General features: G+C 51.0%; 12 protein-coding genes. 7 read left to right on the top strand and 5 right to left on the bottom strand.

All coding sequences use genetic code 11. From position 1 onward, the window contains the following. Positions 1-30: 30 nt before the first annotated feature. The 5 genes from JW883_04765 to JW883_04745 all read left to right on the top strand — a co-directional run bounded on the left by JW883_04765 (position 31) and on the right by JW883_04745 (position 5,539). Positions 31-999 carry an electron transfer flavoprotein subunit alpha/FixB family protein gene (locus tag JW883_04765; protein MBN1841582.1) on the top strand — a complete coding sequence of 323 codons (969 nt, stop codon included), beginning with the start codon at positions 31-33 and terminating at the stop codon, positions 997-999. 158 nt (positions 1,000-1,157) lie between these two features. Then, positions 1,158-2,483: a 30S ribosomal protein S12 methylthiotransferase RimO gene (gene rimO / locus JW883_04760; protein MBN1841581.1), complete on the top strand. Its 1,326-nt coding sequence runs from the start codon at positions 1,158-1,160 to the stop codon at positions 2,481-2,483. Next, entirely contained in the window at positions 2,480-3,460 is a 981-nt protein-coding gene (locus JW883_04755) for a polyprenyl synthetase family protein (GenBank protein ID MBN1841580.1), read from the top strand. Before rimO ends, JW883_04755 begins: the two co-directional genes overlap by 4 nt. Before the next feature lie 350 nt (positions 3,461-3,810). Then, entirely contained in the window at positions 3,811-5,175 is a 1,365-nt protein-coding gene (gene sat / locus JW883_04750) for a sulfate adenylyltransferase (protein MBN1841579.1), read from the top strand. A gap of 13 nt (positions 5,176-5,188) precedes the next feature. Then, entirely contained in the window at positions 5,189-5,539 is a 351-nt protein-coding gene (locus JW883_04745; protein ID MBN1841578.1) for a hypothetical protein, read from the top strand. 238 nt (positions 5,540-5,777) lie between these two features. Here JW883_04745 and qmoC read toward each other — a convergent pair whose 3' ends face one another. From qmoC to aprB, 5 genes are all read right to left on the bottom strand, one after another. Beyond that, a complete protein-coding gene (qmoC, locus tag JW883_04740; GenBank protein ID MBN1841577.1) occupies positions 5,778-6,923 on the bottom strand; it encodes a quinone-interacting membrane-bound oxidoreductase complex subunit QmoC in 1,146 nt (381 codons plus the stop codon). A 55-nt stretch (positions 6,924-6,978) separates the two neighbouring features. Further along, positions 6,979-9,360, bottom strand: a complete 2,382-nt coding sequence (locus tag JW883_04735) for an FAD-dependent oxidoreductase (protein ID MBN1841576.1) — start codon at positions 9,358-9,360, stop codon at positions 6,979-6,981. 10 nt (positions 9,361-9,370) lie between these two features. Next, on the bottom strand, positions 9,371-10,654 hold the full coding sequence (locus JW883_04730; protein MBN1841575.1) for a CoB--CoM heterodisulfide reductase iron-sulfur subunit A family protein: 1,284 nt from the start codon (positions 10,652-10,654) through the stop codon (positions 9,371-9,373). Between the two features lie 339 nt (positions 10,655-10,993). Further along, complete coding sequence (locus tag JW883_04725; GenBank protein MBN1841574.1) at positions 10,994-12,949, bottom strand: adenylyl-sulfate reductase subunit alpha; 1,956 nt, start codon at positions 12,947-12,949, stop codon at positions 10,994-10,996. A 70-nt stretch (positions 12,950-13,019) separates the two neighbouring features. Further along, positions 13,020-13,451, bottom strand: coding sequence for an adenylyl-sulfate reductase subunit beta (gene aprB, locus JW883_04720; GenBank protein ID MBN1841573.1), 432 nt, complete (start codon positions 13,449-13,451; stop codon positions 13,020-13,022). Between the two features lie 716 nt (positions 13,452-14,167). Here aprB and JW883_04715 point away from each other — a divergent pair. Together JW883_04715 and JW883_04710 are read left to right on the top strand one after the other, a co-directional pair. Beyond that, positions 14,168-14,908 carry a YkgJ family cysteine cluster protein gene (locus JW883_04715; protein MBN1841572.1) on the top strand — a complete coding sequence of 247 codons (741 nt, stop codon included), beginning with the start codon at positions 14,168-14,170 and terminating at the stop codon, positions 14,906-14,908. Next, positions 14,898-15,716 carry an SDR family oxidoreductase gene (locus JW883_04710; GenBank protein MBN1841571.1) on the top strand — a complete coding sequence of 273 codons (819 nt, stop codon included), beginning with the start codon at positions 14,898-14,900 and terminating at the stop codon, positions 15,714-15,716. The genes JW883_04715 and JW883_04710 overlap by 11 nt, the downstream gene beginning before the upstream one ends. Positions 15,717-15,810: the final 94 nt, after the last annotated feature.

The following is a 15,810-nucleotide window of genomic DNA, read 5'->3' as shown; positions in this document are numbered from 1 at the left end:
GATCGCAAAACAAAAAGAGGAGAGACTGATATGGCAGAGGGTGTTTTGGTACTGGCAGAACAGGTTGATGGTGGCTTGAGAAAGATTGCCTATGAGGTCGTCAGTGAAGGCAGCCGGCTGGCTGACGTCCTTGGAGAACCGCTCACAGCAGTAGTTCTGGGTTCCGGCGTGGAGGGAATTGCAGCGGAGCTGGCCAAGCACGGGGCAGAGAAGATCCTGGCAGGAGATGATCCGGCACTGGCTGACTACACTACAGATATCTATACGAACGTACTTTGCGATATTGTGAAGGACAAAGATCCGAAGATCTTGTTACTGGGGGCCTCAACCCAGGGCAAAGATCTCTCCGCACGGCTGGCTGCGCGGCTCGATGCCGGTCTTGCCATGGATTGCATTGCCCTAAAAGTTGACGGAGAAACACTCATCGCCACACGTCCGATCTTTGGGGGCAAGGTTTTGGCCGAGGTTGCCATTGAGGGGACACCACAGATGGCGTCCATACGCCCGAACGTGATGGAAATCATTGATGCGAAAAAGACCGCAGATGTGGAGAGCATTCCGGTCAATCCCGGCGTGGGCAAGACAAGAGTTCTGGAAAAAAAGGTGGAGGCTGCCGCCCAGGTCGATCTAACCGAGGCCGATATCGTTGTCTCAGGCGGACGCGGAATGGCAGGGCCCGACTTCAGTGTTTTGGAAAAACTGGCCCGGCTTCTAGGCGGGGCTGTCGGGGCGTCAAGATCTGCGGTAGATGAAGGCTGGCGACCTCATTCCGATCAGGTAGGACAGACCGGGAAGGTCGTGTCGCCAAACCTCTACATTGCTTGTGGCATCTCAGGTGCTATACAACACCTTGCCGGCATGGGATCATCAAAGTATGTTGTAGCCATCAACAAGGACGCTGAGGCGCCCATCTTCAAGAAGGCTGATTTTGGCATTGTGGATGATCTCTTCAAGGTCGTGCCTGCCATAACAGCCGAGGTAGAAAAGCTTAAGGGATAAAATGACCTGATAGCGGATGTCTGATGCCAGTTACCATTTGGCATATCCTTAAGTTCAGTACAATGGCAATAAGAGCAGGGCGAATAAGTGCCTTGCTCTTTGTTTTTCAGCCAGGTGATATGTGAGAAGGGATTTGAATTCAACACGTCCTGCATTGAATGAAAATACATTTCATCAGTCTTGGCTGTCCGAGGAATTTGGTGGACACGGAAATCATGCTGGGCCGCCTACTTCAGGCAGGCTGCACCATTACCTCCGAGGAGTCAGAGTCTGACTGCGTCGTGGTAAATACCTGCAGCTTTATACGCCCTGCCGTGGATGAATCGATCGACACTATTCTTGAGATGGCGCAATGGAAAAAGCAGGCTGTGGGCAGGAAACTCGTTGTTGTGGGTTGCCTCCCGGAACGTTATGGCGCAAACTTGGCCAAGGCGCTTCCGGAAGTAGATGCCTTTCTTGGAACAGGGGCCTTTCACCTGATCATTGACGCTGTCCGGGGTTCATTAGATGGGACGTGCGTCCTGTTGCCCCATCCGTGTAATGGTTCGGACCTTAACGAAAATGTCCCCAGGTTACGCACCACGTCGCCCCATACCGCTTATCTGAAGATTGCAGAGGGATGCTCTGGCCGTTGCACCTACTGCATTATTCCAAAGCTCAGAGGACCACTCAGAAGTCGTCCCATGGAAAAAGTGCTATCTGAGGCGACAATCCTTGCCAAGACCGGGGTTGAGGAATTGATATTGGTGGCTCAAAACACCACGGCTTACGGCCAAGACCTGGACCGCGGTTACGGCCTGGAACACCTCCTGACGAAGTTGGCGGAAATCTCCGGGTTAGCATGGGTGCGGGTCCTTTATGGCCACCCGGATTTCATAACTGATTCACTCATAGAGACAATCGGCACGCACAATAATCTCTGTTCATATTTTGATATCCCGGTCCAGCACATAAGCGAGCCGATTCTCAAAAACATGGGGCGTCGCCACAACAGTGCGGAAATCCTCAAGCTCTTTGAGCGCATACGTGACAAGGCGCCTGGCGCTGTGCTGCGCACCACGCTCATCGTAGGATTTCCGGGTGAAACAGAGCATGATTTTGAATGCATGTTGGACTTCATTGAAAAGGTCAGGTTTGACCACCTGGGAACGTTCATGTATTCCAATGAAGAAGACATCCCGTCGTACAACTTAAGAAATCATGTGGCGGAGCAAGTGAAGCAAGAACGTCTTGACCGTCTCATGACGCTCCAGGCTGCTCTTTCCAGGGAAAACAACCAGAAATATGTAGGCAAAACCCTCCAGGTGGTCGTGGAGCGGGCTGCCGAAACCAGCCAAGGTCAAATGATCGCAAGGGCCGCCTTTCAGGCGCCTGATGTAGATGGCGTCATCCGCATCAATCAGGGCGGGGCAGAGCCGGGTAGCTTTGTGAAAGTGCGGATCACCGAAGCCCACAACTATGACCTGACAGGAGACACGGTATGACCGGGCTGAAAGAACGGATACTGGAGGCCATTTCACAGGACCTGGTGGGAATCGAGAAGGCCCTTGCGGAAAACCTCCAGCCTTATCTTCCCCTTGTTTCTCACGTGGCCAAGTACATAATGTTTAGCGGCGGCAAAAGGCTCCGTCCAGTCCTCATGGTACTCTCAGCACGACTCTGCGGATACAAAGGAAATTATGACAAAACCCTGTCCGTCGTGTTTGAATACCTGCACGCTGCCACCTTGCTTCACGATGATCTGGTGGATGGGGCTGAGGTTCGCCGGGGTAATCCGGTAGCCCACTCAATCTGGGGAAACCCAGCTACAGTCCTTGTGGGAGACTTCTTGCTCGCCCGTTCCATTGCCATTGCAGCCAAGACGGATCAGATCGCCATAATTAACATCCTTGCCCATGCCACGGCCGAAATGTCGGAAGGCGAAATTCACCAGCTCTTGCACCGGCGAGATGTAGCCCTGGACGAAGGGCAATACATGGAAGTGATCAAGCGCAAGACTGCCTGTCTAATTCAGGCTGCGTGTCAGTCAGGGGCCTTGCTGGCAGGCGCCCCTGCGGATAAGGTAGATGCCCTGGCCCAATACGGGCATTGCCTTGGAAGCGCATTTCAACTGGTTGATGACCTGCTCGACTACACGGCAGACAGCAACGTCCTCGGAAAGGCAACAGGGGCAGATCTGAGGGAGGGAAAATTGACCCTGCCTCTCATTCACGCCTTAAATCGTGCCGCCAAGGAGGACCGCCACACAATGGAGACTATTATCCTAGATGAGGAATTCAAGAGCGAGGACTTTGACACCATCCTGGACCTTGTCAGTAAGTACGGCGGTATCGCCTATGCCAGGAAGCAAGCCGGGGAGCACGTTGACAGAGCAAAAAGATGTCTTGGCATATTTGAGGCCTCAAAGACCCGAGCCCTCCTTGAAGACCTGGCCGATTATGTGCTCACGCGGAAGATGTAAGCAAGCCTTTATCGCGCAGGATGTCAAGGATTTGACAGGAGTTTTCTCCCTTGACAACAGAGGGTATTTGTACTAATAGAAATGCACTATTTTTTCGGATCATGTGGCGTTTGCTTGCCAGTCCTCTTGGCGTCAAGAGGTGTGATTGACCCCGGACAAAAGCAAACTCATTTACCCTGTATGAAAGGAAATTTCATGAATACGAGACTACGACAGGAAAGGAGGGGAGGCCCTGGAAACGGAGAGCACACAGGTCGGGGAGCCTGGTTCTTATCCCCAGCATGTGACTTTAGGATGAAGGATATTTTGAAGTTTTTTGGTTTTCAGGTTTATTGATAAGGAGGTATGCGATGTCATTACTGATAGAAACGCCCCCGCCTCATGGAGGGAGACTGGAAGAAAGGGTCGTGAGAGATCCTGAGTTAGGAAGAAAGTTGGCAAAAGGCTGTCCTGTTTTTGACATCAAGCCGACCCTGGACGAAAATGGTGTGCCTATAAGGAATGTCTACAGGGAGATCATGTCCATCTGCTACGGTTTCTTTTCTCCTGTTGAAGGGTCCATGAAGAAGGCAGAGGTCGAAAGGATATTAAAGGAAAGAAGACTGTTAAATGATTGGGTTTTTCCCTATCCGTTGGTTTTTGATATCAGTGAAGAAGACTTTAAGAATTTGGGTGTCACTGTAGGAGACAGGCTGGTCTTGAGGCTTAAGGGAAAGCCCTTTGCAATCCTTGATATCGATGAAATATGGAGAATTGACAATCCGGAAGAGCTGGCTACTAAGACCTTTGGCACGCCTGAAGGCAACCCTGAGGTCGTAAATGAGCCATTTGACAAGAAGATGCCGGGCTGGGTTATTTACAAAAATTTGAATCCGGTGGTTTTGGCCGGAAAGTTCAGGATCATCAATGAGCCCACGTTCTTGCCGCCCTTTGATCGGTTCTGGTATCCTCCCAAGAAGTCCAGGGAGGAATATGCCAGGAGGGGCTGGAGGACTGTCATAAACCATCAAACGAGAAATGTCCCACATATCGGCCACGAGTTCCTCATGAAGAATGCCGCTTATATGGGGGATATAGAGCCCTGTCACGGCATACAGGTAAACGCGATCATTGGTGTTAAGAGACCCGGGGATTATCCGGATGAGGCAATCATTGAAGGTCATGAGGCGGTTAATCTTGGAGGCTATATCAAGCCGTCTCGGCACCTGGTAACGTTTACTCTGTGGGACATGAGGTATGGAAATCCTCTTGAGTCTATGCTGCACGGGATCATCAGGCAGAACATGGGGTGCACGCACCACATGTTCGGAAGAGATCATGCGGCTGTCGGTAAATATTATGATATGTATGCCACACAGACACTCTGGAGTGTGGGAATACCCAGTTTTGGTTTTCCTGCTGCGATTAATGAGGTTCCGTATGGTTTGAAGATGCGGCCTCAGAATATGAAAGAATTCTGGTATTGTCCTGTGTGTAACGAGATCGCATACAGTGATTGCTGTGGTCATGACAAAGAAAAAGAGAAATTCAGCGGGAGTTTTGTCAGGGGCATGGTCGCAGAGGGTGTCTTTCCACCTAAGGTTATCTTCAGGCCCGAGGTATACAAGGTTATTGTTAAGTGGTGGAAGAAATTTGATTATCCCTTCTGCAATCCGAAGTATGTGAAGGAAAAGGAAATGAGACTAGAGGTAGATTTGCCTGATATGGATATCTAATAGGAGGTGCGAGATGGCTAAGACCATAGTTGTACTTTTAGACGACAAAAGATTAGGGGCAATCAAGGGAAGTGGGCTTGAGGATAAAGTAGTGGACCTATTTGGAGGCGGCGTACAGGCCTTGAATGTAGAAGTTCCTGAAGATAAGGTCAAAGATATCACACATGCCTTTGACACCGCAAGGATAGATACAAGGGATTGTATAACAGATACACCTATAGCATTTAACAGGACGCTTTTTGAGGAGATAGCCAAATCAAAGTCTGTTGGTGCAGAGGCGGTAGATGGTGTTTTAAAGCGAATGGATGAGATAAAGGAGATGGCTGCCAAGGAGGGAGAATACTTGCCTGTTCCGGAGTTTTAGAATGTGATGGGTTTGCGCAGGCGCGTTGGGCTACAAGAGTTTTTAGGGCCTACCGCCCACAGTTTTTAGGGAAGAAAAAAGGGAGAGACGGTTTTAAGTCTCTCCCTTTTTTGTTGGTAACCGTTCAAAACAATTCCGTAAGGCATAAATGTAAGCTGTACAAAAAAAGCCCCTTGGACCCTTTGCTGCAACGGTCCAAGGGGCTTTTTTTTCCAAAATCCGCGATCTAAAATCCTATTTATTCCAACGGCTCCCTCCCAGAATACCGCGAGTAGGACATGGCCAGTGTTCGATAAACAAGGTGCGCAAGCTTTGAAAATGGCAGATAGGTAAACAGACAGAACACAAAGACCAGATGAGCAAAATACATGGGATAGGCCACAACAGGCATGTGGGCCAACCGGGTTAATTGCGACAGCTCGCCGGTAACCCCTAATCCCAGAACCAGTATAAGCAAGGACCAGTCAAAATAACTTCCCTTTCCAACATTAGTGCCCCTGTCTTTGGCGCGATTAGCCATCATGAGTATGGCTCCCACAATGAGTGCAATGCCACTGACATTGGCCAGGATCTTTACAGGGTTGGTCTGGGAATACGGCCCAGGCACCTGAAGTATGTACAAGGCAACAAAAAAGATGTTCGTGACCACAAAAAGCCCGATAAAGGAGTACATGACGAGGATATGGGCAAGGTACCTGTCTTTGTTCGTGCTACACTCGCTGAACTTGCTGTGCCTTAAAATAGTAGGCAGGGTGCAGACTATAGTTCTTAGAAAATCCGGGACATTTAAATCCTTCCGTTTGGCCTTTCCATCTGCAATGGCATGCTGGCGGATGTCAGTCATAAATCTTGAGATGCCGATTCCAAAGGTCAAAAAAACCCATCCGGTTAGAGGAATAAAGATAGCGTCCACTAGCAAGGTGGGAAAGAATTTGGCAAATTCGATCTCACCCTCTGGTACGTGCAAATGACCGATTGCACCAAGTAGTAAAAAATAAAGGGCCACGGGGATCCCTAACAACAGCCACCACAACCTCGAATCGGCCACAAGCTTGCCCAGCCAACTCGGCCAGGCATATTCCTGAATGCTGTACGCTCTCACAGCATTTAGCACATCCCCAGGTCGTGCCCCCCTTGGGCAGTATGTAGAACAATCATTACACTGATGGCAAAGCCAGACATCCATGTTGCCAACAAGCTTGTCCTTCAACCCCCACTGGGCAGCAATCATCTCTTTTCTGGGAAACGGTTTTTCGTCCGGCGAGATGGGACACACTACCGAGCACGTCGCGCACTGGTAACACTTCTTGAGAGTATCTCCCCCCAATGCCTTGAGCTGTCTGACAAAGTTAAGATCAGGTTCCACCCACTTGCTGTCTGCCATTTTCCTACCTCCTCCTGCCGTTAAGACCAAGGTTTATTGGGTTTACCGAGGAACACTAAAACCCCTTAAACGGGTTAGGGCCAACCCCTTCTATTACTTCCATGAACTCTGCGATTATGCCTGGAAGCTTCTCGTACTCGTCAATGGCGATCTGGACCTGCTGCACTCGCTCTTTTTCAAGGGCCAGGCTCTGCAAAGCGTCGCCTATTTTATCCATGCGGATGTCGGCCAGTTCGCTTCCCTTGATAAAGTGGCATTGGTAGTCGTCGCCAAACTTGCAGCCGATCATAAGAACACCGTCCATCCCTTTGGACAGGGCATCCTTGATCCAGACCACGTTCACCGAGCCAAGGCACCTGACCGGAATAACCCTTACGTGTGCATTATAGTTGAGACGATTCAAACCGCAGATATCAAGGGCAGGATAGGCATCGTTCTCACATGCAAGTATCAGGACCCTCAGTTTCTCCTCATCGTCTTCGGGAACGTCAATCGCCTTGACCATGGAGCCGATCGAATCAATATTGTAATCGGAAAAACCGATGATGCGCTCCGGACACGCCCCCATGCAGATACCGCACCTTCGACATCGGGTCGGGTTGGGTAGCGGTGTACCTTTCTCGTCGTCATCCAAGGCCCCAAAGGGACACTCTTCAGTACATCGCTTGCACTGTGTGCACCGCTGAAAGAAAAAATCAGGAAATGTCATATCCCATGACCTGGGGTGCACCGCCATGCCCCGGTTGGCCGACTCGAGACATTGGATCGCCTTTAAAGCAGCACCAGTTGCATCCTCCCTGCATTCCTGTATTCCTAACGCCTTGCGTACGCAGCCTGCCACATAGATACCCGTCCTTCGGGTCTCATAGGGGAAACAGATGAAATTCGAATCTGCATACCCGTCAAAAAGGTCCAGATCCTTAAACCCAGGCCCTTGTCGATAGGCGAGATTTAGGATCGGATCATCCCTTGTCACCGGCACCATGCCCGTGCCCAGGACCACCATGTCCACGCCCACCTTGATGTTCTCGCCAAGAAGCGTGTCATTGGCTTCTAACACAAGGGTGCCGTCGCCATTTTGAGACACGCTCACCACGTCCCCCTTGGTTAAAAAGATCCCTTCGTCCTGTTGGATACTCTTATAAAAATACTCGTTCTGCCCAAGGGTACGCATGTGCTGGTAGAAGATATATGCCTTGGCATCGGGGTTGTCGTCCCGGACATATTTGGCCTGCTTCAAGGCAACCATGCTGGTAACTGCTGCGGCATACGGAAAGTCCTCGTCAGCCCCCTGTCCGGGACACTGGACAAAGGCAACGCTCTGGGCAGGTTTCCCATCAGACGGTCGCAAGATCTTGCCCTGGGCCGCCATCTCTTCAAAGGCCACGTTAGTCACAACGCCCGGAAGCTTGCCGAAACCAAGATGATCGTAACTAGGCTCTTCCACTGCTTCAGCTTCCTTACCCTCTTTGGGCGCCCCACCCTCTGTCTCTGCGGGTGCTTCAGCTTCGGCTTCTTTTTTTAGCTCATACGGTTTCCAGCCCGTGGCTAATATGATTGCCCCAAAGCGCTCTGCCTCAGGATCCCTTGCCAGGATGTTGGCAGGGTTCTCAGGAGTAGCTTTGTCCGCACCGGGCGGTTGCGGTGGGGCTTCAGCTCCCTCGGCCGCTTCAACGGGTGCCGGTATGTCCCACTTGCTCTTGGTCCCGGGCGGCTTAAAGCTCACGTCATATAGCCCAGGGGCGCCAAAGACACGGGCCACCTCGGTCTCTGTACGGATGGTGATCTTTGGATTGGCCTCCGCCTCTTTTATGATCTCTTCAATTATGGGCGTCTGCAAGTTCTCGTACGGAAAGGACCAGGGTGTCTGTTTCCTGAGCTTAGCCGCAAATCCGCCGACTTGAGGCTCCTTTTCAATGACCGTGGCCTCGTAGCCGGCCTTTGCTGCATCAAGGGCCGCGCTCAGGCCGGTGACACCGCCTCCCAGCACCATGATCCGTTTGTTAATCTCTTCCTCTGGATGATATGGCTCGGGACGCTCGATCTTCTCGGCCTCGGCAATGCCCATGCGGAGATAATCCTGAGCCATATCTTGAAGCCACTCGTCTACCTGGGGGCCCTCTTCGGGCATGGCATCTTCTCGAGGCTTATGGCTCCATACCACGCCTTCTCTTAGATTAACCCTTTCTACAACCGCCGGACGAAAATCAAAGACATCCCAAAGCACGCGTCGTGAACAGGCAGCAATAACAACCGTATTGACCCCTTCGGTTTCTATGTCATTTTTGATGAGATCAACGCCTTCCGGGGAGCATAGGGCGGGATGGGTCTTGCAGATCTTTATCTTTGGCGGGACCTTTTTTTCCAGTTTTTCTATATCCAGGGCCTCTCCCAGCCCACAACCTTTACAGATGTATACGCCAAACTTCTTTTCCATGGATTACCTCCTACCTGCTCACCAAAGTCTGAATGGCCTTAAGGGCCATACCAGTGGCATGTTGATTGGATGAAACTACATCTAGGGGCTTTGCCGCGCAACCCGTGGCAAACATGCCGCCCTGGGCCAGATCCGAGACCACAAAGCCATCCGGGTCGTACTTGACATTACCGGGTAACTTGGTGTCCGCCGTGTTCGGAACCATTCCAGTAGCCAGTACAGCCATGTCAACCGTTTCCTGGATTTTTTCGCCGGTCACTGCGTTTTCTGCCACAACCGTAATATCCTTGGTGCTCGCATCTTCCTGAACTTCTGCGACTTTGCCCTTGATCAGGAAGACATTCTCGTCCTCTTTGATCTTCTTGTAGAACTTTTCGTAACGCTGTCCAGGTGCCCGTATGTCAATATAGAATATATAAACCTGTGCTTCAGGATACTGCTCCCTCACATAGGTTGCCTGTTTTAGTGATGCCATGCAGCAGATATAGGAACAATAGGGCAAGTGATTTTCGTCTCTTGAGCCCGCGCATTGAACGAAAGCGATCTTTGAAATCTTCTTATTATCCGAAGGGCGCAGGATTTTCCCGTTGCTCGGGCCGTTAGGGGCGGCAAGGCGTTCCATCATCATGTTGGTGATGACGTTGGGATATTGGAAGCCAAGATTATCTATCTTGGCAGCATCATACGGCCTCCATCCGGTTGCCCAGATGATGGCGCCCACCTTCAAATTTATGGTCCTGGGTTGCATATCAAGATCGATAGCATCGTACTTACAGGCCTCAACACACTTTTTTGCGTCCTCTGTGCCGATAATCTTGGGAGAAATGACGTAGCGCATGGGAAGGGCCACCTGGTGCGGCAGATAGGCGCCTTTCATCGTACACATATCGAAATTGAATTCATCAGGTAGTTTTGTCATGCAAACCTTTTCGCACTCGCCACAACAAGTACACTTTTCATTCACATAGCGGGGATTGAGTTTGACTGTCACATCATAGCTTCCCGGAGACCCTGAAACGCTCTGTACATCTGCCAAGGTGAAGTAGTGAATCCTGGGGTTTTCTTTAATCCTCCTATAATTGATCTCAAGGCCGCATGTCGGAGGACATAGCTTGGGGAAGTAGTGCCTCAATTGGGCCACCCTGCCCCCCAAAGAAGGCTCCTTTTCCACAAGGAAGACCTCATGGCCTACTTCAGCCGCTTCAAGGACTGCAGTGAGCCCGCTAATACCTCCTCCCACAACCAGGATGCTGCCCGTCTTAATCGGATCTTCGGCTCTTTGTTCTTCTGTCATGCTATTCCTCCGTAGGTGTACGTTCTTGCGGAGAACCCCCGCGTTCCAAGGTTGACAAACTCGTGAAAAGCTGGTTTATGCCGCTTCGCGGCGTCCTGTCGACAACAAACTTGAATTAGGTTCGTTGGAAGTCTCAACAACCTGTCATTTCAAACGCAGCGAGAAATCTTTCCCGCCTAACAGCAAAAATACAACATTTCTCCCTGCGGTCGAAATGACATATCCAACGGATTCCACTTTTTACGATTCCATCAAGGTTCAAGTTAAAAAAATCTCCAGGTGCCGCAAGAGCGGCACCTGGAGTGTTAGGATATTATCCCCTCACAGGAATCGTAACCCCTAGGGAATGACCTTGATATAGTCTTTCTTAATCATAGTCCACTCTCCGCTCGCCGGATCATACTTGGAATTCCCAAAACAGAACCAATTTTCATCATCGGTGGCCGGAAAGTCTGCCCTGTAGTAGAAGCCCGGATAGCGGGACTCCTCCCTGAAGAGGATATGCCGGTTATGGAGCTCAACAGTCCAGAGTCTGTGTCTCATCTCATGGGCCCGCAAGAGTTCATGCAGGTCGCCAGCGCCCAGTTTAAAAGAATCCTCATGCATTACCTTGAACATATCCATGAGAATCTTGAGGTTGGTGCCGTTCGTCTGATAGTACGTGGCCCAGCCGCCGCCATACTCATTAGTAGCCTTCATCAACCGCATGGAAAAACCCGAGGGCTTGATGTAATTCGGGTTGATGTCAGTTGCCGTGGTGTACTCATAGTTGTCGAGGAAGAGTCTCACCGGTTGCCACAGGTAATCTACGATCTCCTGTGCGGACTCCTTGGGCGCGGGCACATAGTCGGCATTGTCGACCCCATACTTGCACATCGCCTTAATAGCAATACGACCCTCTGCGTGGGAGCCTGAGGAGAACTTATGCCCGGAGGCGCCTACAACGTCACCGGCGATAAAGAGGCCATTTACGGTCGTCATGCGGTTATAACCCGTCTTGTAGGCATCCACGTTCCAGTCTTCCATCGGCCCGCCGCACCATACACCGCAGCAGCCGGAATGAGAACCGAGCAGATACGGCTCCGTGGGCATGATCTCTGACATGGTCTTTTCAGGCTCAACGTTGTTTGCGCACCACAGGTTGGCCTGGCCGCAGGTCATGTCAAGGAAGTCTTCCCATGCCTCGGATTCGAGGTGTTTGAGCTCTTTCTTGTCTAGCTTCTCTGCAAGCGCGGCCAGGGCGGTCGGGGTATCAAGAAAGACCGGGCCACGGCCCTCTTTCATCTCCGCCAGCATCACGTGGTTCCTCAGACACGTGGGGGTCACCGCAGCCAGCCCGTAAGGTGCATATTTCTCAAGCTCGGCCTTGGTAAAGTCGCTCAACAGATAGTTTTCACCCATCCCGTTTTGGACCTTTGCCTTGAAGAGGAGGAACCAGGCGCCCACCGGACCGTAACCGTCCTTGAAGCGAGTCGGGGTGAAACGGTTTTCCATCATGGTCATTTCAGCGCCGGCCTGCATGCAAAGGGTATAGCCGGACCCGGAGTTCCATACAGGAAACCAGGCACGTCCCTTGCCTTCACCCTGGGACCGGGGCATGTAAATGTTTACGGCGCCGCCGCAGGCAACCAGTGTGGCCTTGGCCTTGATAATGAAGACCTTGTTCTCGCGCACACTAAAGCCGCAAGCGCCTGCAACGGTGTTCTCCTTATTGGCATCGAGCAGCAGTTTTGTGATGTAGACTCTCTCCAGGATGTTCTCTTCGCCGAGTGCCTTCTTGGCAGCTTCTGCCACGATGCACTTGTAAGATTCCCCATTGATCATAATCTGCCATTTCCCGGTGCGCACGGGCTCGGCCCCGTCTTTTAGCAGACCCAACTCGAGGCCCTTCTGACCGTCGATGTTCTTGCCCTCCGGGCTCAGTTTCCAACACGGGAGACCCCACTCTTCAAAGAGATGGACAGAGTCATCCACGTGACGGCCTACATCATAGACAAGGTCATCGCGGGTAATACCCATGAGGTCATTTCTAACCATTTCGACGTAGTCCTCAATCGCATTTTTGCCGATATAGGTGTTGATCGCTGAAAGCCCCTGGGCAACCGCGCCGCTACGCTCCATGGCCGCCTTGTCAACCAGAAGGACTTTCATGTCGCCCGACCATTTCTTGACCTCAAAGGCCGCACCGCTGGCAGCCATACCGCCGCCGATAATCAACAGATCGACTTCTCTTTCCTCAACTTCCGGATCTCTTACCGCGAGAAGCTCTCCCGTCGGTTTACTAGGTATTGCCATATCCGTATCCTCCTTAATGTTAATGATAAGTTCTTTGTTTGATCAAACGTCCCCTGACAGGCTCGAACTTCTAGAGCTTAGGAGTGGGCAGCGTCATGCCGGCGGCTTCTTCGGTAGAAAGCAAGCCGGAGTCAAGATCCTTACCCTTCAGGTCTTCATACGCATTAGCCGCACCTTCCGGTGTGGTCCGGATGGGGAACTTAAAACGCTTGATCATGCCATTTCTGAACTTGCAGGTCCACATGACATCCTCGCTGCCTCTCATCGGCATAATGCTGGAGCCGAGGGGAACGAAGTCAGAATAGCCTCTCACCTCTATAGCCTGGGTGGGGCAGATCTTGACACATGAAAAGCACTCCCAGCACTGGTCGGGCTCCTGGTTATAGGCTTTCATGGCCACTGGGTCCAGGACCATGAGGTCATTGGGGCAGATGTACATGCAAGCAGTCTTATCCCCGCCCTTGCAGCCATCACATTTTTCTTGAATTACAAAACTTGGCATTGATCTACCTCCTAAAATTGATTTTTTTGATTACTCCTGATGAGAGATCCTTCCACATGCTCTCATGTGGTTCAGTATCTCGCGTCTAATACGCACCTGTCCTCACATCCCCCCTTTCAACTAATTTTTCTTCAAACATACCCCATCACTGTAAAGATGGCTCTCACGGTTTGAGAGACACTTTGCCGGCGCCAAAATGCGCAGCCATAACTAATCGCGCGCTTTCACAATCCGGCTGGTAAACGTATCCACTAATTTTCCCAATAAAGGAAGAAAAGACGAAGTATTGACAACTCAAACCCACAGCGTTGAACTCACGTTGCAACCCCGGATTCATCTGATTCGCCACGGTTTGACACCTGTCATATTCGTTTCTACTCGTTCCTAGAATACCGCTTCGGCACGAAGAAGGTTGGGGAATTTTGTAAAGAAATTCAATAGATTGTACTGTCCCCCAGAAAGTCTCTCCTGAGTATCACTATAGGGCCATCTTGTCAAGGCCTTTTTAGGGTATTCTTGTGGAAAAACAGACAGGAAGCACAAAAAAAATCCTGGCCCATCTCGGCCAGATACCCAAAACCCGTAGATACCGGAAACCGATCACCTCGGACTATTGATCTGACGTCCATCTTATTGACTTTGGACCAATCAAAATGGTAAACGAAAACCGAATTCTCGTACAATGGAAAAAAATCGACGTTGTGGGGCAACAGCAGATGCCTATGGAGAACTTTCAAGAACTCACCATGGATGACACGTTCCGGTTTTCTTGCCACCCCGGCATTGCCTGCTTTAATCATTGCTGTCGTGATCTGAATCAGTTCCTGACACCCTATGACATCCTGCGTCTCAAGAACAGGCTTAAACTTTCTTCTCACCAGTTCTTGAGTCAATACACCGTGTGTCATATTGGGCCAAGAAGCGGGCTGCCGGTGGTATCGCTCAAAATGTTGGCGGATGAAGACCTGAATTGCCCTTTTGTAAGTCCAGCCGGCTGCACAGTCTATGAAGATCGCCCCGGTTCTTGCCGCACGTATCCCCTCGGCCGCCTTGCTTACAGAAAACGTGGGGACCAACCCTGCAAGGAGCGCTATTTCCTTATCAGAGAGGCCCACTGTCTTGGCTTTAATGAGTCAAAGCAATGGACAATGAGAGAGTGGAAGAAAAACCAGCAACTGGAAACCCATAACGATATGAGTGACCTGATGATGGACATCTTGTCACTGAAAAACCGGAGTGGGAAAAAGGAATTAACCAGGGAAGAGAATGATCTCTTTTACATGGCCTGCTACGACCTGGACAGATTCAAGGACTTTGCATTTGAAAAGAGGCTTTGGGATACCTCATCAGTTGAGAAGACTGTAGGTCAAAACATCCAAGAAGACGATGTGGCATTGATGCGATTTGGTATTGAATGGACAAAGCGTACCCTCTTTGGAGAGCCAAATGGAACTTAAGGGAAAAGTAGCCCTGGTACTGGGCGCCATCAAGGGAATTGGCAAAGGGATCGGGCTTGCCTTGGCCAGAGAAGGCGTGAAGGTGGCCCTGACCTATTATGATTGGGAAGAACATTTGAAGCAGATGAACCATGATTTTGAACAGGCCGGGGCCGAGCATCTCGCAATCAGGATAAACCTCCTCGACACAGACGAAATTCCCTCCATGACTGATAAGGTCATCGACAGACTCGGCCGCCTTGATATCCTTATAAACAACATTGAGCGTGGCGGGTGGCCCGTCGTCCACGGTCCTTATGTCCGGGAACAATGGGACCTGGAGCTGGCCACCACGCTTCGGGCAAAATGGTGGGTCTACAGCTCGGCTCTCCCCCACTTGAAGGCCTCCGGCGACGGTGTCGTGGTCAACATCTCATCCATTGCCGGGCTCGTTGGCAGAAGCGGGCCAGCGGGCAGGGTCTTCAACGACGGTTACGCAGCCGCTAACAGGGCCGTATCGTCTTTTACCGAGACCTGGGCGCGAGAAGCTGCGCCTGAAGTGAGGGTCAATGAGCTCATGATCGGCCTGGTTGAAACGCGCCATGGCCCTGAAACCCGAGGGTGGGGCCTGCTCACCCAAAGCCAACGCCAAGAGATCATTGATCACACTCTCCTGCGGCGACTGGGTCGTATCGAAGATGTTGTAAAAGCGGCGCTTTTTATCATTCGGGATGCATCTTTCATGACCGGCAGCGTGCTCAGGGTTGACGGAGGCTATATGCTGGGCGGAGAATATTCTGAGCCAATGCCAAAAGGAGTGATTGAGTAGCAGAAGATAACAGAGGATGCCACGAAGATACTATATATTGCGTTTTTTTTTGGATGGACCACAATATATGCTTGACAATGGCTTTTGGACGTGC

Source organism: Deltaproteobacteria bacterium, from assembly GCA_016930875.1.
Lineage (GTDB): Bacteria > Desulfobacterota > Desulfobacteria > Desulfobacterales.
Note: the sequence above shows the minus strand (reverse complement) of the source record. Positions and strands in the feature narration are given on the sequence as shown.

Coding starts and splice junctions, on each gene's coding strand:
- JW883_04755 (MBN1841580.1), top strand. CDS start 2,480: ATGACCGGGCTGAAAGAACGGATACTGGAGGCCATTTCACAGGACCTG.
- JW883_04725 (MBN1841574.1), bottom strand. CDS start 12,949: ATGGCAATACCTAGTAAACCGACGGGAGAGCTTCTCGCGGTAAGAGAT.
- JW883_04765 (MBN1841582.1), top strand. CDS start 31: ATGGCAGAGGGTGTTTTGGTACTGGCAGAACAGGTTGATGGTGGCTTG.
- JW883_04730 (MBN1841575.1), bottom strand. CDS start 10,654: ATGACAGAAGAACAAAGAGCCGAAGATCCGATTAAGACGGGCAGCATC.
- JW883_04710 (MBN1841571.1), top strand. CDS start 14,898: ATGGAACTTAAGGGAAAAGTAGCCCTGGTACTGGGCGCCATCAAGGGA.
- JW883_04745 (MBN1841578.1), top strand. CDS start 5,189: ATGGCTAAGACCATAGTTGTACTTTTAGACGACAAAAGATTAGGGGCA.
- rimO (MBN1841581.1), top strand. CDS start 1,158: ATGAAAATACATTTCATCAGTCTTGGCTGTCCGAGGAATTTGGTGGAC.
- JW883_04715 (MBN1841572.1), top strand. CDS start 14,168: ATGCCTATGGAGAACTTTCAAGAACTCACCATGGATGACACGTTCCGG.
- JW883_04735 (MBN1841576.1), bottom strand. CDS start 9,360: ATGGAAAAGAAGTTTGGCGTATACATCTGTAAAGGTTGTGGGCTGGGA.
- qmoC (MBN1841577.1), bottom strand. CDS start 6,923: ATGGCAGACAGCAAGTGGGTGGAACCTGATCTTAACTTTGTCAGACAG.
- aprB (MBN1841573.1), bottom strand. CDS start 13,451: ATGCCAAGTTTTGTAATTCAAGAAAAATGTGATGGCTGCAAGGGCGGG.
- sat (MBN1841579.1), top strand. CDS start 3,811: ATGTCATTACTGATAGAAACGCCCCCGCCTCATGGAGGGAGACTGGAA.